This is a genomic window from Micromonospora sp. WMMD967 (genome assembly GCF_029626165.1).
GTDB lineage: Bacteria > Actinomycetota > Actinomycetes > Mycobacteriales > Micromonosporaceae > Micromonospora > Micromonospora taraxaci.
Map to the genome: position 1 here is coordinate 439,669 of NZ_JARUBK010000001.1, position 18,130 is coordinate 457,798.

An 18,130-nucleotide genomic window follows, 5' to 3' on the forward strand; every position below is an offset into this window, starting at 1 on the left:
TGTGCAACACAGCACGACGGTGGATAGGCTTGCTGTCGACGTGGTGTGGTCGACAATCCCTCCGACTGTCCATCAGATGGACAGGATCTTCCGCCGACCCCACTGCAATATCGCCACCGAAGGGGGACCGCATTGACTGCGGACGTTCCACCCGAGGATGTCACAGCGCCCCGGCCTGCGTACGACCGGCCGAGTCGCGTCTCCGTGGACCCACCGCTCGGGCGACTCGACAGCCCACTGCACGGCCGCGACGGCCTGATCGACGAGATCGTGCGGCCCGCGGAAGGCACCGAGGGGCCCTCGGTGCACATCCTGTGCGGCATGGGCGGCTCCGGCAAGAGCCACGTCGCCCTGGAGATCGCCCGCCGCGCGCGGGCCGACGGCCGGACGGTCTGGTGGGTGCAGGCGGGGCGGCTCAACTCCGGCATGCGGGAGGTGGTCAGCCAACTCGGCGCCTCGGAGACCCAGGTCGACCAGGCCTGGGCTGGGATGATCAGCGCCACCGACCTGGTGTGGCGCTACCTCAACCAGGCCGCGCAGCCCTGGTTGCTGATCTTCGACAGCGCGGACGAGCCCGCCACCCTGGGCCCCACCGACGGGGTGCTCGCCGACGGCACCGGTTGGTTGCGCCGCCCGGAGGCCGAGGACGGCGTGGTCATCGTGACCACCCGGGACGGCAACCGGGCCACCTGGGGCACCTGGTCGACGCTGCACCAGGTGCGGCCACTGGACGCCGACGCCGGTGCGCAGGTGCTGATCGACCGGGCCGGTCGGCAGGCCGGTGACGTCGCCGACGCCCGGGAGTTGGCCCGGGAGCTGGGCGGTCTGCCCCTCGCCCTGCGCGCCGCCGGCAACTACCTGAAGTCGGTCAACGCCAGCCCGGTCTGGCGCGGCTCGTCCACCATCACCACCTTCGCGGACTACCGGGCCGCCGTGCAGCGCCGGTTCCGCGCACCGCTCGACGCCCCCGACGTCGACCTCGACGAGTCGCTCGGTCTGGAGATCGTCCGCGAGGTCGACGACCTGTCCCTGGACCTGCTGTCCCGCCGCAAGCTCCAGCAGAGCCGGCCGTTGCTCAACGTGCTGGCCTGCCTGAGCGTTTCCCCGGTGCCCTACGAGGTGGTGCTCAAGCCGGCGATCCTGGCCGAGTCGCCACTGTTCAAGGGGCTCACCGGCCAGCAACGGGTGAAGGTGCTGGAGGGCATCGCCGACCTCGCCCTGGTCGACTTCGACGTCCAGGACGAGGTCACCGACCCGGCGTTCGCGCACGTGCTGTCGCTGCACCCGCTGGTGCACGCGATGTTCCGCGACCGCGACGAGGTCCGTGAGCAGATCGCCGAATACCACGGGCTGGTCATGAAGCTGCTGCTCGCCGCCACCGAGGGGCAGAGCCCGGACGACTCGGCGGCCTGGACCAACTGGGACGTCCTGGTGCCGCACCTGGTCGAGGCCGTGCGCGAATACCTGGTGCCGCAGAAACACAAGCACGACCCCGAGACGGTACGCCGCGCACTGGAGCTGGCCCGACTCACCGCCCGCTACCTCATCGCGATCGGCCTACCCGGCTCGGCCTTCGACATCCTCGACCCGATCGTGCGGGGCTGCGCCGCGTACGACCACGACTTGGACCGGCCGCAGGTGCTGGCGCTGCGCCACGAGCTGGGCCGCACCTGGCTGGAGCGCAACCAACCGGAGATGGCCGACCGGGTGCTCCGCGACGTGATCGCGGACCGCACCCGGGTGCTTGGCAGCGACGACGCCGACACCCTCGCCAGCCGGCACAAGCTCACCAAGGCGATCATGGCGCAGCGCCAGTGGCCGGAGGCCGAGACGGAGCTGCGGCAGATCGTCGCCGCGGAGGACCAGGTCCGCGGCCCGGAGCACTGGGACACCATGATCGTGCGGCACAGTCTCGCGCTGGCGGTGCTCGCCCAGCAGCGGGCACCCGAGGCCGAGGAGATGCTGCACGCCATCCTGGAGGTCCGCTACCGGACCTGGCCGCTCAACCAACCGGAGACCTGGCAAGCCCGGCACACGCTGGCCCGCTGCATGCAGGCGCAGGGGCGGCTGGCCGAGGCCGAGACCGAGTTGCGGGCCACCCTCGCCACTGTGGAGCCCCGGCACGCCGACCGCAGTGAGGTGCTGGCCATCCGGGCCACCCTGGCCGCGGTGCTGCTGCTCGACGGGCGACTGGAACCGGCCATCGAGGAGTACGAGCAACTCCTGGCCGACCGTCGGCGACTACTGGGAGACACCCACCTGGACACTCTCCAGATCGAACACGCGCTGCGTCGCCTGCGAAACGGCGACTGAGCGGGTCAGTGCTTTGCCCGGTCAGTGCGGCGCGGCCGGGCCCAGGTCGCTCGGGTCGGTGTTGCCACCGCAGATGACCACTGCCACGCGCTCCTCCGGCTGTGGCACGTACGCCCCGCCGACCAGCGCGGCCAGCGCGGCAGCCCCACCCAACTCGGCGGTGACCCGCAGCTCCGACCAGAGCAGCCGGCGCGCCCGCACCAGGTCCTCGTCGCGGACCAGCACGGACTCCACACCGGTCCGACTGGCGGTGTTGTAGGCGATCTCACCGATGCGGCGGGCGCCCAGCGAATCCGTGGCGATGCCACCGACCTCGATGTCGACCGGCCGGCCGGCCTTGAGCGCCGAGTGCAGGGTGGGGATCTGCTCGGGCTCGACGGCGACGACCCGCACCGACCCGTCGAACCAACTGGCGATGCCGGACACCAACCCACCACCGCCGACCGCCACCAGCACGGTGTCGATCCCGTCGACCTGCCGTTCCAGCTCCCGGCCGACGGTCCCCTGCCCGGCCACCACCTCCGGCTGGTCGTACGCGTGGACCACCAACGCGCCGCTCTCCGCGGCCCGCTGGGTGCTCGCGGCCAGGGCCTCGGCGTAGTGCTGGCCGACCTGGCGCACCTGCGCGCCGAGCCCGGCCAACCGCTGCACCTTCACCGGCGAGGCGGTGACCGGCACGAAGACCTCCGCCGGAACGCCCAGCGACCGGGCCGCGTACGCGACGGCGAGGCCGTGGTTGCCGCCCGACGCGGCGATCACCCCGGCCGCCGGCAACGCACCCTGGAGCATCCGGTTGAACGCCCCGCGCGGCTTGAACGAGCCGGTGTGCTGGTGCAACTCCAGTTTCAAACTGAGCTGCCCCGGCACCCCCAGGTCGGCACCGTCGACGGCGATGACCGGGGTTTCCCGGACCCGCCCCTCGACAAGTGCCGCAGCCGCCTCCACGTCGCTTCTGTCCACCATGGGAAACGCCCTTCGCTACGACCAGAGGGCCAGTCGGCCGTCGTCGGTGAGCCCGACAAAACATCCTATGGAGATCCGGCGGCCGTCGGTCGCGGGACGCACCGTGTGATAGTGCCGGGGATCGAACAGGAAACCCTCACCGAGCGTGGGCCGCAGCGTCAACGACTGCGTGTCGGCGGTCACCGACTCGTCGAAGCCGTACCCGCCGGGGATCCGCCGTTCCTCGTCGCCCGGCTGCCACCGCCGCCGCCACAGCACCGTCTCCCCGCCCGCGGGCGGCACCCGGATGTAGATGTTGAACGCCAACTGCGCCACCACGTCACCGTCGAGCAGCCGGCCCGCGTACTCCCGGACCGCGTCGTCGAAGTGCACCTGGAGGCCGGCGTTGATCTCGCGGACGATGCCGACGTGCATCTCCCGACCCTGTCGACGGCCGGGTGCGACATCCGGCCAGGCGGTCCGGAACGCCGACAGGCACAACTCCCGTGGTGAGTCCGGCAGGCCCAACGTGGACCAGCTCTTGTCGGCCGCGCGGGCCGCATCCCAGTAGTCGTCCCGAAGCTCACCGGCGGCCCGGTGGTCGTTGATGGCCGGGCCGAACTTGGCGACGACCGGAAAGACCCGACTCTCGTCGTAGCGGTCCATCGGCGCGTCGGCGAGCGCAGCCGTGATCGCGTGACACCGGGCGGCGGACAACAGCCCCGGCACCCGGATGGCGGCCAGCCGCCCCGCGATGAGCCCGGCAACGTCCGCACGGATGATCGAGTCTGATTCGACGGCGACGAACAATGGATCGGTCCTGCTCGAATGCTGCACGGCGGTCCTCCCGTAACGAAGATCCCTCACCGGACAAGTCGCACCGTGCAATGTACAAACCGTCGGCAAGACCGGCTTTCCGCAGTTCCCGGCGGGGTGGCGAGGCCGCCGCTACCATCGGCGCAACCGGGGTACGCGACACCGAGCCGTACGGCGGGAGCTTTCCACCGATCGGAGAATGGTGACGATTCCCGACGTGCCGCATGATGCGAATAGCTCGAACGCTGACGAGGAGTTCGATATGGCTGGCGCCGGTCCGACGGATCTTGACTTGCACGTCGACCGCCTGGAAATGGCACGTCGAATAGCCCGGGAGATGATCGAGTCCGATCACCTGGCGTTGGACCTGGCCGTCCGGCAACGCCCGCAGTGCTGGTCCCGCAGCCCGGTCGGCCACAGCGCCCGCGCCGACGCAACGGCTCACTGACCCTTTCGTACGCTGCCCCAGGCCCGCACCCACCGGCGCTGATCCTCGCTCTGCCGGTCCTGTGTGCGACGCTTCGGCGGTGACTGACCTCGGCCTCCGTGCGGCCACCTCGGCTGATTCCGATTTCCTGGTCGACATGCTCGTGGAGGCCGTGAACTGGCTACCCGAGCGCAACTGGTCCCACGAAGAGATCCTGGCGAACCCCGCGCTGGCCCACTACGTCACCGGCTGGATGCGGCCGGACGACTTCGGCCTGGTTGCGGTGGACCCGACTGATGGGCCGGTCGGCGCGGCTTGGTTCCGATTCCTGACCGCCGCCGATCCGGGCTACGGGTACGTGAGTGACGACGTTCCCGAGCTGACCATCGGCGTGGTGGAGTCCTGGCGAGGCCGAGGTGTGGGCCGGATGCTCCTGCGCGCCGTTCTCGACGCCGCACGGTCACGCGGCATCCGCACAGTGTCGCTGAGCGTGGAACGGGCGAACTTCGCCGCGAGGCTGTACGCCGCCGAAGGGTTCCGCACTGTCGAGTCGTTCGAGGACGCGGACACGATGGTCGCCGAGATCGGGGGTTGACCCCGGATACTTCCGTCATGACTCTGGCACCGTCACGTACCCATCTCGCTGACGCGCGCTCATCCTTCCTGGTGCTGGCCGGCTGGTACGTGGCTCTCGTCGTTGCGTTCGGCCTGTTCCTCAGCACGCTCTCCGGGGCGGTCCCGGCAGACTGCGGCGGGGCATGCGACTCCGAACGGTCGCGGGCGCTGCTCTTCGGGCTCTACGTGGCCACGCCCGCGCTGTTCCTCGCATTGCTGGTCAGCCTGGCGATGCTCGCGGTGCTCGTCTCCCGTACCCGGATCCGCTCGTCGGCAGCGGTGGGCACCCTGTCCGCGGTGCTTCCGCTGGTCGTGTGCGGCTTGCTCGCCGCCAGCCTCTGACCGCCACCGCACGCCTCAGATCAGGCGCTGGATGCGGATCTTCGGACGCTCGTTCCGCAGGTGACCGTGCTTGTGCTGGCGAACCTGTTCATCCCAGACTTCCTGGTCGTAGTCGGGGCCCGGCGGGATCCACCTGTGGGAGCCGTAGCTGTAGTGGAACTTCTCGTCACCCCGCCGAAGGATGCTCATCGGGTCCAACCGAGAAAGCGACGGTGCAGGACCCCGGCAGGCACCCAGCTCAGATCCCGCGAGGCGCAGACCAGTTGAGCACCCATGTAAAGCGCTAGGGAGACGGCTGCGTCCTCGTACTCAGCGCGTAGTTCTTTCTGTCGCGTCTGGCAGGGCCAAGGCGCGTTGCAGCCTCCGCAGGTCCAGATCGGCATCACCGGGCCGTGGGTGGTCACTGTGGGACGCCGATCAGGCGTACGAAGTGCGCCCTTCTCTGGAGCCATCTGAGTCGCTCCGGGCAGGGGTGCGGCCGGCCGCATCGACACAGGTCGAGTCCGCCCTCGTCGTGGAGCACCAGGAGTTCGTCCGCAGCGTCGACTTGAGCTTGGGCGTGGCCGATGAGGGCCTCTAGGCCGTGAATCGCGGCCATCCTCACTCCGGCAGGCCTGCACGACGACGGTGCCAGCGTGCCTCCGCCATAACGGCGGCGAGGTTGATGTCGCCCGTGGCGATACGGCTCCGGGCAACATCGAGCCACAGCGATGACGCGACGCCCTGCTCACCGCTGGCGGTCAGCAGGCCTTCGAGGGCGAGGCGTGCCAGGCGGCACGACACACGTTGGTCGGCATGGAACCATCCGACGCTGGGGTAGTGGCCGGCACGACAGGGGCGGTGGTCTTCCCACAGTGCTCGGCACAACCGCCACAGCAGCCGGTGGCGACAGCCGTCAGGCGGTTCGACCGGTGGGTTCTCGACATCGAACAACATGCCAAGACGGTCCCGCTGGCTGCGGTCACACGGCCATGTCCGCTAGCCATATCACGGTGACATGAGCGGGCTCGACCTGCACGAGTACCAGACCTAAGCTCCAGGTTGAGCACGATGCGTAGTCGCTCGACAACGGTGGGAGCGGTTGTGCCACTCGACCACTTTCGGATTCCGGACGATTTCTGGGCACGGGAAGACGTCAGGACCGCAGTGCGCGTCCGGGACATCGGCACTCTGTTCCGGCTGCTCGCCCGGCACACGGGGGCGAGTCAGACACGCATCGGGGCCGTGGTTGGCCTGGAACAGGGTTACGTCAGCCGGGTGATCGCCGGGCGGAATGTGACGTCCATCGAGGTGCTGGAGCGGATCGCCGACGGCTGCGGCATGCCTGACGAGATCCGGATGTTGCTCGGCCTTGCACCCTGCCGCCAACCACAGCACCTCTCCCCCACCAGGCCGCGCGGTGATGTGCCAAACGACCAATCCTGGCGCGAGACCGTCCGCGCCACCACACAGCTGTGGGAAGGCGACGTGAACCGCCGAGACATGCTCCGTCAGACAGTATTCAGCTCCGCTGGCTACACCCTGCCCGCGCTGCGCTGGTTCACCGCCCCCACTACGCAACCCGTCGGACAGAGAGGTCACCGACCAGTCGGTCAACCCGACATCGACACCATCCGTGAGATGACCTCCACCTACCGGCGGCTCGACAACCAGCACGGCGGCGGCCATGCCCGTGAAACCCTCGCCCGCTACCTCAACCACGAGGTCACGCCCCTGCTGACCGAGGGACGCTACGATCCGGCGACCGGCCGCAAGCTACTCGCCGCCGTCGCCGAGTTGACTCAGCTCGCGGGCTGGCAGGCATACGACATGGCCGAACACGGCCTCGCCCAGCGCTACCTCACCCACGCTCTCGACCTAGCCCGAGCTGCCGATGATGCTGGACTCGGCACCGAAATCCTCGCCGCGATGAGCCACCAAGCCACCTACCTCGGCCACAATGCCAGCGGCATCGATCTCGCCCGCGCCGCCCGGCAGACGGCACAACGCGCCGGCCTGGCGGTGCTGACCGCCGAGGCGCTGGTCATGGAAGCCCATGCCCACGCCGCCGGGCGGGACGAACGCGCCTGCACCACCGCACTGCACCAGGCAGAACAGCTCCTCGACCGTGCTGACCGCAGCAGCGACCCGCAATGGCTCGGCTACTTCGACGAGGCGTACCTGTCAGCGAAGTTCGGCCACTGCTTCCGCGCCCTCGGACGCCACCAGCAGGCCGAACGCTTCACCGTCCGATCGCTGCAAATGGACGAACGCTACGTCCGCGGGAAGGCCTTCAACCTCACTCTCCTCGCATCCATCCACGCCCACCACGGCGAGCCCGATCGCGCCAGCGCCATCGGGGCCGAAGCGCTCACGCTGACCTCTCAACTGCGGTCAGCCCGAGCCGTCCGGTACCTACGCGACCTGCAGACCGAACTCACAGCGCACCGCCGCCGGCCAGCCGTCCGACACTTCATCAGCAGCGTCGACGCGACCCTCGGTCAACGCCGCTGACTACAGCTCACCCCGGGCCTTGCGCGCGACCAGCTCCAACACCGCGATCACCGTGCCGGACCCCACGATCTCACCCCGGAACACGAGGTCACGCGCTTCCGCCAACGGCACCCAGGCCACCCGCTCGGCCTCGTTGACGTCCACCGGCGAACCGGTTTGTATCGCATCGCGGGCGAGGAACAACAAGTTCTCCGCATCCGCCGTCGCCACCCACGGCTGGAACGACAGCATTGGCTCCACCGAACCCGGGCGCCATCCGGTCTCCTCCTCAACCTCCCGGACCGCGCATGCCGCCGGCTGCTCACCGTCGTCGACGTAACCCCCAGGCAGCTCCCACACCCACCGGTCGAACACGAACCGGTGCCGCCGCATCAGCAGCAGGCGCTCCTGCTCATCGAGCACCGCAACCATGGCTGACCGGGGAGCCCTGATCACGTACTGCTCGAAGCGGACCCCATCCGGCAGTTCCACGTCGGCAATGCTCAACCGAGCCCGCCGGCTGCCGTCCACCACCCGCTCACCGTGAATCGTCCACCGCGTTGGCTCGGTAACCTGCTCCTCCGTCACCCGCCCAGTATCCGACCGCTGACGCGGACGCATCACCGCGCCTCATGACGAAAATTCCGCTCCACCCGATGCCGAACCTCCTCGGGATCGGAACCTCGGCGTCGGCAGGCGCAGTGGCCACGACCCTCCCGAAGCTAGATCGAATCTAGCTTCGAAGCGATCTACCTAAACCCAAGGGCCGATGACCGCATGGACCGACCACGCCGGTCGGAAGAGGCGCAGCCTCTACTTCCAGCGGTATTGATCTCGGTGGCAGGCAGGGGCGACTAAGGCGGGCTTCACACCTCCCGACCTGGGAAGTAGACAGTCAACATCGGTCAACCTTCGTCGCTACTGGTCCACCATCAGCAGCCTGGCAACGGCATGATCTTGGTGCTGCGTTCAGCGCCGCCCGAGAACCCGGGCGTTCGGTCAATCAGCCACGGAGCCAGCGCTCAGTCGCACTGTCGCTGCTGCCGCCTGAGCAGCCAGCGCGGCTTCACTCCCCTGTGTCTGCCGATGTGCTCGCACAGCTCGCGCTGCTTGTACTCGCCAGGAACACCCGTGCCGACAGCTATCCAGAAAGCTTTCGCGTCGCTCATGTGTCCGCTGCCCGTGGACCAAGTCATCCCGGAATTCTCTTCGCGCAGCGCCCTCAACGCAGCTGAGGCAAGCCCCTTGCGTTGGTACTCCTCGGCCGTGTAGGGCTTGTCCACCCAAGCTGCTCGGCAGCACTGGCACACGATGTATTCCACCGCGAAGGCGAACCGGCCGCCCAAGTTCGCCTCCCTACAGCGCCAACCGAAGTACCGACCAGAGACGGTGTCTTGCCAAGGAGTCCTAAGTGTCGGAAGCTGACCGACGGTATAGCGCGGGCGCCTGTCCAGCCGGCCTCGTGTCAGGTGGTAGAGAACGGAACGGAACGGCGCCCGACCAGATGACCGACCGACGCTCGTCAGCGCCTGCTCCCGCAGTCGCTGTACATCCGGCTCGATCTCACTCGTCACGAAGCCAACGCTAGCGGCGGTGCGGATGACGATCCAGGGGCAGGGAATCCCCTCGGGGATCTGAACCCCTTACACCTTCGACCTTGATGGGACTCGCTCGATCTTGAGGCTGTGGATCTAGCGGTGGCCTTCATCCCGGGTGGCCCATCGCGGCTGCCGTCTCTTATCGTGCGCAGGGGTCCCGAGCTAATCGCCGTCTTCCACCCGCTCCAACTCAAAGTGGTGTTGGCGATGCAGGATTCGTCGCGCAATCCAGTTTTCGTAACCCGTAGACTCCAATCGGTAATAGTTGATTATTTCAGCCGCACTGAAGTCATATTCAGGATGGGCGATCATCAAGCGCTCCAACATTACCAACCCGCTGACCTGCACAATTTTTGCCTCATGCGCGAGAAGATCAATGGCCTTGTTGAAGCTTTCGCTTACTCGATCCCCCTCCCCCATCCAATGCCGCCGCAGCGAGACCAACAGCGCCCCTACTCCAGTCGTGCCGACCACGACCGTCGCAGCCGTCTTGATCGCGTCAATGCGGAGTTGAGGTTGAGCATCCAACTTGGCCCTTGACGCTTCATGAAAAAGCATCAGTAGAGTAAGTCCGCCAACCGACAAGGCGGCAGCGGCGATAAGCATAATAAGTATCCAAGGCGGCTTACTGAGGCCGACATTGTTTGCTCGAGAGCGCAGCGAGCGCTGCAAGGCGACAAGCAGCAAGAAAAGAACGGCAAGTACAAGCGCCTCCCTCCACCAGCCCAACACGATCCATCCGTTGCCGGAATTCGCCCCATTGAAGAGGCGTGCATATCGATCGAGCCAAGGTGACTTGCCGTCATCGCCCAATGATAGGACGATCGCAAGAATTGGGATTTGGACGATTGCGGCGAGGTACGGCAATGCAGGACTAACCCTTTTCCGCCGCCGAGGCCCGAAGGCAAGCTTATATTCGATCTTAGGTGTAGTGCCTTCAGCAGCGCTACCCGATGTCCTGCCCTGCCGGCCGTCGTCTGCTGCCTCTAGTTCCACCGAGCCAGGATGAACCAGCGCCTACGCCTACGACAACCAATCAACAGTCGCCTTGCCGACAGCTAACCGACTTCGTTCGGATTTACTCGGACGTTCGAAGCAAACTTCGTCCGTGTGCATGCCCGCCCTAACAGTCCTACCGGCTCTTAGCCATCCCGTCAGCCTTCAGCCTTCGTCCGCATCGTTGTGGAGCAGGCAGGCCCCACCTGCTCCACTTTGCCCGGACAGAGGTTGGGATGGTGCCACCATCCCAGAGCGCCCGAGCGCCCCGCCGAGGGCATTGCCTGTGTCTCGATCACCTTGAAGCCCCGGAACCATCATCGATCATGGCGGCCCGGGGCTTCTTCGTATGTCGCGCCAAGGCAGGCTGTCACCGTCGCGCTGGCTGCCTAAGGCCAGAGGCGCGGCGGCGGGCCATAGGCCCGGCCCAGGTTCGGAGGCGCGAGCGGCCTGCGAAGCTGGCCGCCTGATTTCGTACAAAAAGTTCTCACTTGCATCGTCTGGGAGGTTGTCCAAGCTGGCCCGATCTGGGGAGCCCTAGACGGGCTAGTTGTGATAGAAATTTGCCATGCCGGCCTCCTCCTATCTCGTCGGCCGCCAACCCGGCGCGCTGCCCCAGGTCATCAAAGCGGGGAGCACGATTGAGGACTCGCTATTCGCCTCTCAGCGTCTCGACAATCGAGGTATTGAGGGCGTCACGTTCAAGCACTGCACCTTCGCGAATGTCAGCTTTAAGAACTGCAAGATGAAGAATCTGACCTTCATTGACTGCGTCTTCGTTGACTGCTACTTCAGGGGAACGCGGCTAGAGGACTCCGCATTCAATGCATCCAAGTTCATCGACTGCGACTTCACAAAGATAGACCTGCGACGCAACGATTTCCGCTACTACAATCATTTCAAAGGTTGCTGGATTCCCCGACGGGAGTTGCAGCATGGCCTCCCGCAGGAACCCAATCTGAAACATCACCTTTGTGTCAACCTGTCAGACGAAGCCAGGCTCGCAGGCGATGTGAAAGACGCTGAGTGGTATAGGCAGGCAGGTGTTGCAGCCCAAGAAGAATACCTAAAGGCGGCCTTCACGCAGTCCTCGCAGTATTACAAAGAAAAGTTCCGCGGATGGGACCGCGTTGCAGCTTTCGTGGAATACGCTTCGAGCCGCCTTCGGGGCTATCTATGGGGATACAAGCGAAGTTACCTCGTCGTCCTCAGAAATTGGGCCTTCACTACCCTAATCCTGTTTCCGGCGCTCTTTTTCGCTGGTCGGCGAGGATTGCAAAAACCAGACGGCCCGGCTGAGTGGACGGACGCATGGCTAGCCAGTATTGGCTCGATGCTGCCAGGGTCAAGCATTTCCCAGTTGAAGTATACCTCCGGCTACGCTCAAACAATCGCCTTCCTTGAGGTCCTAACCGGGGTTCTGTTCGGCGGGCTCACTGTCACCCTTTTATTCAGGGCGGTCTTTGAGCGATGGAAGTAGACAGCCCTCACGTCATTGTGCTCTACGGCTCGCATGCGCGAGGCAGTGCTGACGAGCATAGCGATCGTGACGTTCTCGTAGTATCCGACCTAGCTCACGGAATCGGCGAAGCGGTCCCCTACGGAACTTCTGTGAGCCAGTACAAGTGGGAAGAGTTCCGCGCAATGCACGCGAATGGATCGCCATTCATTGCGCACTTGAATCTCGAAGGCAAGGTGATTGGAGGGAACGGCACGGGAATCGACAGGTACCAGCAACTACTCCGGAGAATTCCTCCCTATAGGCGTGGGCGGGAAGACGTCCAATCCTTTGAACTCTCGCTCACTGATGTTCGATCGGCAATACGGTTGCAGGACAGCACGCCGGAGTTCGAGTTGGCCGCCATAGCTACGACGATCCGGCATGCAGCCATTTTGGGCTGCTACCTGCTTGGCGATCCACGGTTTGGTCGGCATACTGCTGTTCAGCATTTTTGCCATCGCATGCAGCTGCCGCCGGAAATTTCGGAAGAGTTCCCCGAGCTATACACCTACAGAATGTCCCTCGCGCGGCTTCGTCCGTGGCCGGTTGGCGCCAGTTTCGCAATGAGCAGACGGTGGGTTGAACGGGCTGATATCCTAGTGAGGGAGGTGTCTCGCCTTGCGGTATGACATTTGTATTAAACGCCTCGACGAGGTGATTTCGGCTGCGTATGACGCGAGGTCGGCCTACCTGCTACGGACTCGCCTTCAGCGCATGCTGGTGACTACCAGCCGTGTCATCGCAGACGAGGTAGGTGTTGACGTTCGGGGGCCGACACATCTCGACGTTCCCCGGGAATCGCCAGAACACGTTCGTCAAATCGCAGTCCTGCTTAACTCACTGGCGGCTGAAAGTCGTCATCTGGCGCAGCGGAGCGAGTCTCTTGATGAACGTTGGCGTGAGGGCTGGAGCCGGTTGAGTGTTGACCTCACTGAACTCCGCACGCTGTTGGTACGCCTAGGCCGTGAAGACCGCGCCCGCTCGGCCGCGACTGAGGCGTCACGCTAGCCGTCTAGCTATGGTCTGCAACCCAAGTAGGATCGGCACGTGAGTGACCTAGTGACGCGCGACTGTGGTGGCTGAGGAGCACCGTGCGGCTCCTCAGCGTCGATGATTCTCAACGCGCCGGTGGACGACAAGAAGGTCGTAAGCAACCCGTTCGCGGTCAAGAGCATTCGCCGACCGAAACCCGCTCCGACCAAGGTGGTGCCGCGACCCGGTCATCCGGTTGACTGCGCTTCGAAAGAACGTGCGTCCCCGGTACCGGATAGCGGTGGACTTGGGCGCGGGATGCAGCCTACGGCAGGGGGAATCTTCGCGGTCAGTCCCGGGATCTCGACCCGACTCGTCCGGTCCTACATTTCACTCGGCAGATCAAGTTGGTCCGAGGTTCGCTGATCTTCGCCCGCCAAAGGGCAGTTAGTCCGTGAAGTTCCGTTGCCTGATTCGATAGCCGGGAGACTCGAGCAACACTGCGGGATTGCCCCGCCGGTCCCGGTGACCCTGCCGTGAGAGACGCTAACCGGTGAGCTGTACCTGACGACACCCGCCGGCCTGGCGGCTGTCCCGCGCGATGTTCAATTCCGCCGTCTGAGAGCCCGTGATCCGGGCGACCGGCATCCCCGATGACCGACACAACGGAACGCACGTCCTGCGGCACACCTACGCCTCGGTCCTCCTGGACGTCGGGAAGAGCATCAAGGCTCTGTCGGCCTACCTGGGCCACGCGGACCCAGGCTTCACCCTCCGGACCTACACCCACCTACTACCGGCCAACGAGGATCGCACCCGCCGGGCGATCGACAAGGCACTCGGGGAGACCAGGCCGGCGCAGACCCTCCGGGATCCCTGGACGGCCTGGACAGGGCATGATCATGGTTCGACGGCCTCGGCAGGGACCTACTACGCAGGTCGGAGGCTATGTCGCCTCTACTTCCAGCGGAAGTGGACGAAGAGTCGGCCGAAGTTCTTCGAGTCCTTCTCCACGCGGTGGTAGAGCTGCTTGACGTCCTTCTGGTCGAGGAACCGGAGCACGCGCTTCTTGAGCTGGCCGGACCCCTTGCCGGGGATGATCTCGACGAGGGTGGCCTTCTTCGCCACCGCCTCGTCCATGATCCCGCGCAGCGCGCGGTCGATGTCCTGGCCCTTGTTGAAGATGTCGTGCAGGTCCAGCTTGAGCTTCATGCCGCAGCCCCCGGCCGGTCAGGTCCCATGTCCGCCATCCTAGGCACGCCGCACGGCCCGCCCACCCAACGACCAGGGGTGGCCACCGAACGACCAGGGGCAACCACCGGACGACGAAGGGGCGGCCCCGGAGGACCGCCCCTGCCACGTCACCGGTTCGCGCCTCAGCGTGTGCCGCCCACTCGGGTCTCCACCCGCTCCAGCGCGGTCCGGTAGTCGTCGTTCGTCGCGTACATCGCGGCGGCGATCCGCAGGTGCCGCAGCGCGTCGTTGTGCCGGTTGAGCCGCTCCAGCGTCCGACCGAGCACGTGGTGCGCGTAGTGGTCGCTGGGGTCCCGGTCGATCAGCTCCCGCAGGTGCTCCTCGGCCCGGTTGAGCTGGGCCGACTGGAAGTACGCCCGGGCCAGCAGCTGCCGAACGGCCGCGTTGCCGGGTTCGGCGTCGACGATCGGCTCCAGCAGTCGGGCCGCTCCGCTCGGGTCACCGGTTTCGAAGAACATGGTCGCCCGCCGGTAGTCCGCCAGAAGATCCATCTGCCCCACCCCCTCGGTCGCACCGTCACCTGTTCCGACGCTGGCACAACACCGGAGGTTTGGCGACTGTTCCCGGGAGTCGAATAGGGGTCAGGTGCGGGCGTCCCGGCGTCCGGCGGAAAGCTCCCAAGCACGGACACCACCGACGATTCCGGCGGTGTTCGGCACCACCACCACGTCGTCACCCATCCGGGCGAGCTGCTCGGGCCGGATCAGTCGGGAGTTGCCCCCGCCCAGGTAGAGCCGGTCCCACCGGAACACCGGGCGCAGCCCGTCGACCACCTGCCGGATCCGGCGGGACCAGAAGGCGTCGCCGAGCCGCCGGCGTTCCGGCTCACCCACGTACGTGTCGTAGGTGGTGCCCCACCGCACCGGCGCGTGCGACAGCTCCAGGTGCGGAGCGAGCACCCCGCCGTCGAAGAGCGCGCTGCCCAGCCCGGTCCCGAGGGTCAGCACCAGCTCGCAGCCGGTGCCGGCGACCACCCCGGCCCCGTGCACCTCGGCGTCGTTGAGCACCAGCGCGGGCACCCCGAAGGCGTCCGCGAGGGCGCCCCGGGCGTCCCAGCCGGACCACTCGGCGAGCAGGTCCGGGTCGACGCGGCTGCGCGGGCCGCTGCGGGTCACGTAGTGCGGCGTGGCGACGACCACCCCGTGCCGGATCATCCCGGGTACGCCGACGGTCAGCCGGTCCGCCGTCGGCAGGCGTCCGCCCAGATCCAGCAGGGTCGAGACGAAAAGCGCAGGCGGCAACGGGTACGGGGTGGGCACCCGCAACGGTCGGGCCCGCATCGTGCCCGCCTCGTCCAGCACGGAGGCCTTGATGCCTCCGCCGCCGCAGTCGATCGCCAGTGTGGTCACCACGCCGTTGAGTCTGCCCGCTGCCGTCGGCTCGTATGCCGGCAGCCGGATAGGCTGCCGTCCTGATGAGCGCCACGATGATCGTCAAGGACCTGGCCGCCGGGCACGGCGACCGCTCACTCTTCGCCGGGTTGGACCTGGTTGTCGCCCCCGGCGACGTGATCGGCCTGGTCGGGCCGAACGGGGCCGGCAAGTCGACGTTGCTGCGTACCCTCGCCGGGTTGTTGCCGGTCGAGGCCGGCAGCGTCCGGCTCAGCCCGCCCACCGCCACGGTCGGGCACCTGCCGCAGGAGCCGGAACGGCGACCGGGTGAGACGGTGCGTGACTTCCTGGCCCGGCGGACCGGGGTGACCGCCGCGCAGGCGGCGTTGGACGCGGCGACCGAGGCGTTGACCGCCGGGACGGCGGGCGCCGACGACGCGTACGGCGACGCGTTGGAGCGTTGGCTCGCCCTCGGCGGCGCAGACCTGGACGAACGCGCCGAGCAGGTGAGCGCCGACCTGGGTCTGGCGGTGGACCTAGACCACGCCATGACCGGGTTGTCGGGCGGTCAGGCGGCCCGGGCGGGGCTGGCGTCGTTGCTGCTGAGCCGGTACGACGTGTTCCTGCTCGACGAGCCGACGAACGACCTGGACCTGGCCGGGTTGGAGCGGCTGGAGGAGTTCGTCACCGGGCTGCGCGCCGGCACGGTGCTGGTCAGCCACGACCGGGAGTTCCTGACCCGCACGGTGACCCGGGTGTTGGAGCTGGACCTGCCGCAGCAGCAGGTCAACCACTACGGCGGTGGCTACGCGGCCTACCTGGAGGAGCGCGAGGTGGCGCGCCGGCACGCCCGCGCGGACTACGAGGAGTACGCCGATACGAAGGCCGGTCTGGAGGCGCGGGCGCGCACCCAACGTGGCTGGATGGAGAAGGGCGTGAAGAACGCCCGCCGCAAGGCCACCGACAACGACAAGATCGGCCGCAAGCTGCGGGCCGAGTCGAGCGAGAAGCAGGCCGCGAAGGCCAAGCAGACCGACCGGCTGATCGAACGGCTGGAGGTGGTCGAGGAGCCCCGCAAGGAGTGGGAGCTGCGGATGGAGATCGCCGCCGCGCCCCGCGCCGGCGCCGTCGTGGCCACGCTGCGAGGTGCTGTGGTACGCCGGGGCGGGTTCACCCTCGGCCCGGTCGACCTTCAGATCGACTGGGCGGACCGGGTGGCGGTCACCGGGGCGAACGGTTCCGGCAAGTCGACACTGCTGGCCGCGCTGCTCGGCCGGTTGCCGCTGGACGCCGGCACCGCCTCGCTCGGGCCCGGCGTCGTGGTCGGTGAGGTGGACCAGGCCCGCGGGTTGTTCCTCGGTGACGCGCCGCTGATCGACGCGTTCCACGCTGCCGTACCCCACATGTCGCCCGCCGACGCGCGGACCCTGCTGGCGAAGTTCGGGCTGCGCGCGGCGCACGTGCCCCGACCGGCGGCCACCCTCTCCCCCGGTGAGCGGACCCGGGCGGCGTTGGCCCTGCTCCAGGGTCGTGGGGTCAACCTGCTGGTGCTCGACGAGCCCACCAACCACCTGGACCTGCCCGCCATCGAACAGCTCGAATCGGCGCTGGCCACCTACCCCGGAACGCTGCTGCTGGTCACCCACGACCGGCGGATGCTGGCCGCCATCGAGACCAACCGGCGCCTGCGGGTCGACGGCGGGCGGATCGCCGAGGATTGATCCGGGTCCGCGGGCCGCTGCGGGGTGAGAATGACGCCATGCTCAAGTGGGAGTACGCCCTGCTGGTCCGCCGCCGTCAGGCGGCGACCAACGACCTCGGCTGGGAGGTCGTGTTCGTCTGGTACGGCCCGGACGGCTCGATGGTCGACGTGACGCCCTACGGCGACACCTCGCTGGCCCACCTGAACCGGGCCGGCGACCAGGGCTGGGAACTGGTCGCGATGAGCGAGGACCCGTCCCTGCCCGGCAACCACGAGTTGCACCGCTATCACCTCAAGCGGCCGAAGCCGGCCGACCCTCCGCCCCGCCAGCGAATGCGCGGGGGCCGCCGTACCCTCTCGGGCTGACCCGGCCGCCCGAAGTGGCCGCTCGGGCATGGCCGCCCACCAGGTAGGCGCCCCGCCGTGTGGCCGCTCTGGCCCGGCCGCGCGGCGCGTGACCGGTCCGGCCCGGCCGCTCGGGGCGTGGCCGCGCGGCGCGTGACCGGTCCGGCCCGGCCGCTCGGGGCCTGGCCGCCGCGGCGCGTGACCGGTCCGGCCCGGCCGCTCGCGGCGTGGCCGCCGCGGCGCGTGACCGGTCCGTCGCCGCGCGGCCCGTAGTCGCTTCGGACCCGGCCGCTCAGCGTGGCCATCTTCGCAGGGCCCAGACCTTCCGCGGGCGGTCTGACCGGGTGGCGCTGACTCGGCCCGGTGTTCCCGGTGAGCGATATACCTGTGAGTCATATTTATGACTCACAGGTATATCGCTCACCGGAGTGATGCCCGCCGGACAGCCGAGCTACCGCTCCGCCAATGAGGTCGCGGGCCAGGCCGGACCAGGGCTCGACCCAG

At 67.3% G+C, this 18,130-nt stretch carries 20 protein-coding genes; 10 read left to right on the forward strand and 10 right to left on the reverse strand.

Going from position 1 to position 18,130, the window contains the following annotated elements; all coding sequences use genetic code 11:
- Positions 1 to 204 precede the first annotated feature (204 nt).
- The gene (locus tag O7631_RS02095) at positions 205 to 2,313 is read left to right on the forward strand and encodes a tetratricopeptide repeat protein (RefSeq protein WP_278142757.1); all 2,109 of its coding nucleotides are present in this window, start codon (positions 205 to 207) and stop codon (positions 2,311 to 2,313) included.
- 21 nt (positions 2,314 to 2,334) lie between these two features.
- Here the strand turns inward: O7631_RS02095 and O7631_RS02100 are convergent, their stop codons facing one another.
- Positions 2,335 to 3,276 carry a threonine/serine dehydratase gene (locus O7631_RS02100; RefSeq protein WP_278142758.1) on the reverse strand — a complete coding sequence of 314 codons (942 nt, stop codon included), beginning with the start codon at positions 3,274 to 3,276 and terminating at the stop codon, positions 2,335 to 2,337.
- Positions 3,277 to 3,291: 15 nt separating this feature from the next.
- Positions 3,292 to 4,092, reverse strand: coding sequence for a hypothetical protein (locus O7631_RS02105; protein ID WP_278142759.1), 801 nt, complete (start codon positions 4,090 to 4,092; stop codon positions 3,292 to 3,294).
- Positions 4,093 to 4,273: 181 nt separating this feature from the next.
- Here O7631_RS02105 and O7631_RS02110 point away from each other — a divergent pair, with 181 nt between their 5' ends.
- The 3 genes from O7631_RS02110 to O7631_RS02120 all read left to right on the forward strand — a co-directional run bounded on the left by O7631_RS02110 (position 4,274) and on the right by O7631_RS02120 (position 5,455).
- Positions 4,274 to 4,519 carry a hypothetical protein gene (locus O7631_RS02110; protein ID WP_278142760.1) on the forward strand — a complete coding sequence of 82 codons (246 nt, stop codon included), beginning with the start codon at positions 4,274 to 4,276 and terminating at the stop codon, positions 4,517 to 4,519.
- A gap of 79 nt (positions 4,520 to 4,598) precedes the next feature.
- A complete protein-coding gene (locus O7631_RS02115; protein ID WP_278142761.1) occupies positions 4,599 to 5,093 on the forward strand; it encodes a GNAT family N-acetyltransferase in 495 nt (164 codons plus the stop codon).
- Between the two features lie 17 nt (positions 5,094 to 5,110).
- Positions 5,111 to 5,455, forward strand: coding sequence for a hypothetical protein (locus O7631_RS02120; RefSeq protein ID WP_278142762.1), 345 nt, complete (start codon positions 5,111 to 5,113; stop codon positions 5,453 to 5,455).
- A gap of 15 nt (positions 5,456 to 5,470) precedes the next feature.
- On the opposite strand, the gene O7631_RS02125 is transcribed toward O7631_RS02120, so the two are convergent.
- Together O7631_RS02125 and O7631_RS02130 are read right to left on the reverse strand one after the other, a co-directional pair.
- Positions 5,471 to 5,644, reverse strand: coding sequence for a hypothetical protein (locus tag O7631_RS02125; RefSeq protein ID WP_278142764.1), 174 nt, complete (start codon positions 5,642 to 5,644; stop codon positions 5,471 to 5,473).
- Between the two features lie 411 nt (positions 5,645 to 6,055).
- Positions 6,056 to 6,391 carry a hypothetical protein gene (locus O7631_RS02130; protein WP_278142766.1) on the reverse strand — a complete coding sequence of 112 codons (336 nt, stop codon included), beginning with the start codon at positions 6,389 to 6,391 and terminating at the stop codon, positions 6,056 to 6,058.
- 147 nt (positions 6,392 to 6,538) lie between these two features.
- On the opposite strand from O7631_RS02130, the gene O7631_RS02135 reads away from it, so the two are divergent.
- Complete coding sequence (locus O7631_RS02135) at positions 6,539 to 7,948, forward strand: helix-turn-helix transcriptional regulator (protein ID WP_278142767.1); 1,410 nt, start codon at positions 6,539 to 6,541, stop codon at positions 7,946 to 7,948.
- Here the strand turns inward: O7631_RS02135 and O7631_RS02140 are convergent, their stop codons facing one another.
- The 3 genes from O7631_RS02140 to O7631_RS02150 all read right to left on the reverse strand — a co-directional run bounded on the left by O7631_RS02140 (position 7,949) and on the right by O7631_RS02150 (position 10,521).
- Positions 7,949 to 8,515 (reverse strand): NUDIX hydrolase, encoded by a 567-nt coding sequence (locus tag O7631_RS02140; RefSeq protein ID WP_278142768.1) that lies wholly within the window; start codon positions 8,513 to 8,515, stop codon positions 7,949 to 7,951.
- A 434-nt stretch (positions 8,516 to 8,949) separates the two neighbouring features.
- Positions 8,950 to 9,210, reverse strand: a complete 261-nt coding sequence (locus O7631_RS02145; protein ID WP_278142769.1) for a hypothetical protein — start codon at positions 9,208 to 9,210, stop codon at positions 8,950 to 8,952.
- A 477-nt stretch (positions 9,211 to 9,687) separates the two neighbouring features.
- Positions 9,688 to 10,521, reverse strand: a complete 834-nt coding sequence (locus tag O7631_RS02150; RefSeq protein WP_278142770.1) for a hypothetical protein — start codon at positions 10,519 to 10,521, stop codon at positions 9,688 to 9,690.
- 568 nt (positions 10,522 to 11,089) lie between these two features.
- Here O7631_RS02150 and O7631_RS02155 point away from each other — a divergent pair.
- From O7631_RS02155 to O7631_RS02165, 3 genes are all read left to right on the forward strand, one after another.
- On the forward strand, positions 11,090 to 12,001 hold the full coding sequence (locus tag O7631_RS02155) for a pentapeptide repeat-containing protein (protein WP_278142771.1): 912 nt from the start codon (positions 11,090 to 11,092) through the stop codon (positions 11,999 to 12,001).
- Positions 12,002 to 12,132: 131 nt separating this feature from the next.
- Positions 12,133 to 12,651: a hypothetical protein gene (locus O7631_RS02160; RefSeq protein ID WP_278142772.1), complete on the forward strand. Its 519-nt coding sequence runs from the start codon at positions 12,133 to 12,135 to the stop codon at positions 12,649 to 12,651.
- A gap of 971 nt (positions 12,652 to 13,622) precedes the next feature.
- Positions 13,623 to 14,018, forward strand: coding sequence for a tyrosine-type recombinase/integrase (locus O7631_RS02165; protein WP_278142773.1), 396 nt, complete (start codon positions 13,623 to 13,625; stop codon positions 14,016 to 14,018).
- On the opposite strand, the gene O7631_RS02170 is transcribed toward O7631_RS02165, so the two are convergent.
- From O7631_RS02170 to O7631_RS02180, 3 genes are all read right to left on the reverse strand, one after another.
- Complete coding sequence (locus O7631_RS02170; protein ID WP_088987488.1) at positions 13,952 to 14,206, reverse strand: Smr/MutS family protein; 255 nt, start codon at positions 14,204 to 14,206, stop codon at positions 13,952 to 13,954. The genes O7631_RS02165 and O7631_RS02170 overlap by 67 nt on opposite strands.
- Positions 14,207 to 14,370: 164 nt before the next feature.
- The gene (locus tag O7631_RS02175) at positions 14,371 to 14,739 is read right to left on the reverse strand and encodes a tetratricopeptide repeat protein (RefSeq protein ID WP_088987487.1); all 369 of its coding nucleotides are present in this window, start codon (positions 14,737 to 14,739) and stop codon (positions 14,371 to 14,373) included.
- 90 nt (positions 14,740 to 14,829) lie between these two features.
- The gene (locus tag O7631_RS02180) at positions 14,830 to 15,600 is read right to left on the reverse strand and encodes an ROK family protein (RefSeq protein ID WP_088987486.1); all 771 of its coding nucleotides are present in this window, start codon (positions 15,598 to 15,600) and stop codon (positions 14,830 to 14,832) included.
- A 62-nt stretch (positions 15,601 to 15,662) separates the two neighbouring features.
- Here O7631_RS02180 and O7631_RS02185 point away from each other — a divergent pair, with 62 nt between their 5' ends.
- Both O7631_RS02185 and O7631_RS02190 read left to right on the forward strand, forming a co-directional pair.
- Positions 15,663 to 17,300: an ABC-F family ATP-binding cassette domain-containing protein gene (locus O7631_RS02185; protein WP_278142774.1), complete on the forward strand. Its 1,638-nt coding sequence runs from the start codon at positions 15,663 to 15,665 to the stop codon at positions 17,298 to 17,300.
- A 38-nt stretch (positions 17,301 to 17,338) separates the two neighbouring features.
- The gene (locus O7631_RS02190) at positions 17,339 to 17,647 is read left to right on the forward strand and encodes a hypothetical protein (protein WP_124822832.1); all 309 of its coding nucleotides are present in this window, start codon (positions 17,339 to 17,341) and stop codon (positions 17,645 to 17,647) included.
- Positions 17,648 to 18,130: the final 483 nt, after the last annotated feature.

Excerpts from the sequence above, each read along its gene's own strand:
- O7631_RS02100 (WP_278142758.1), bottom strand. The coding sequence starts at position 3,276 with ATGGTGGACAGAAGCGACGTGGAGGCGGCTGCGGCACTTGTCGAGGGG.
- O7631_RS02120 (WP_278142762.1), top strand. The coding sequence starts at position 5,111 with ATGACTCTGGCACCGTCACGTACCCATCTCGCTGACGCGCGCTCATCC.
- O7631_RS02125 (WP_278142764.1), bottom strand. The coding sequence starts at position 5,644 with ATGAGCATCCTTCGGCGGGGTGACGAGAAGTTCCACTACAGCTACGGC.
- O7631_RS02130 (WP_278142766.1), bottom strand. The coding sequence starts at position 6,391 with ATGTTGTTCGATGTCGAGAACCCACCGGTCGAACCGCCTGACGGCTGT.
- O7631_RS02155 (WP_278142771.1), top strand. The coding sequence starts at position 11,090 with ATGCCGGCCTCCTCCTATCTCGTCGGCCGCCAACCCGGCGCGCTGCCC.
- O7631_RS02170 (WP_088987488.1), bottom strand. The coding sequence starts at position 14,206 with ATGAAGCTCAAGCTGGACCTGCACGACATCTTCAACAAGGGCCAGGAC.
- O7631_RS02175 (WP_088987487.1), bottom strand. The coding sequence starts at position 14,739 with ATGGATCTTCTGGCGGACTACCGGCGGGCGACCATGTTCTTCGAAACC.
- O7631_RS02185 (WP_278142774.1), top strand. The coding sequence starts at position 15,663 with ATGAGCGCCACGATGATCGTCAAGGACCTGGCCGCCGGGCACGGCGAC.
- O7631_RS02190 (WP_124822832.1), top strand. The coding sequence starts at position 17,339 with ATGCTCAAGTGGGAGTACGCCCTGCTGGTCCGCCGCCGTCAGGCGGCG.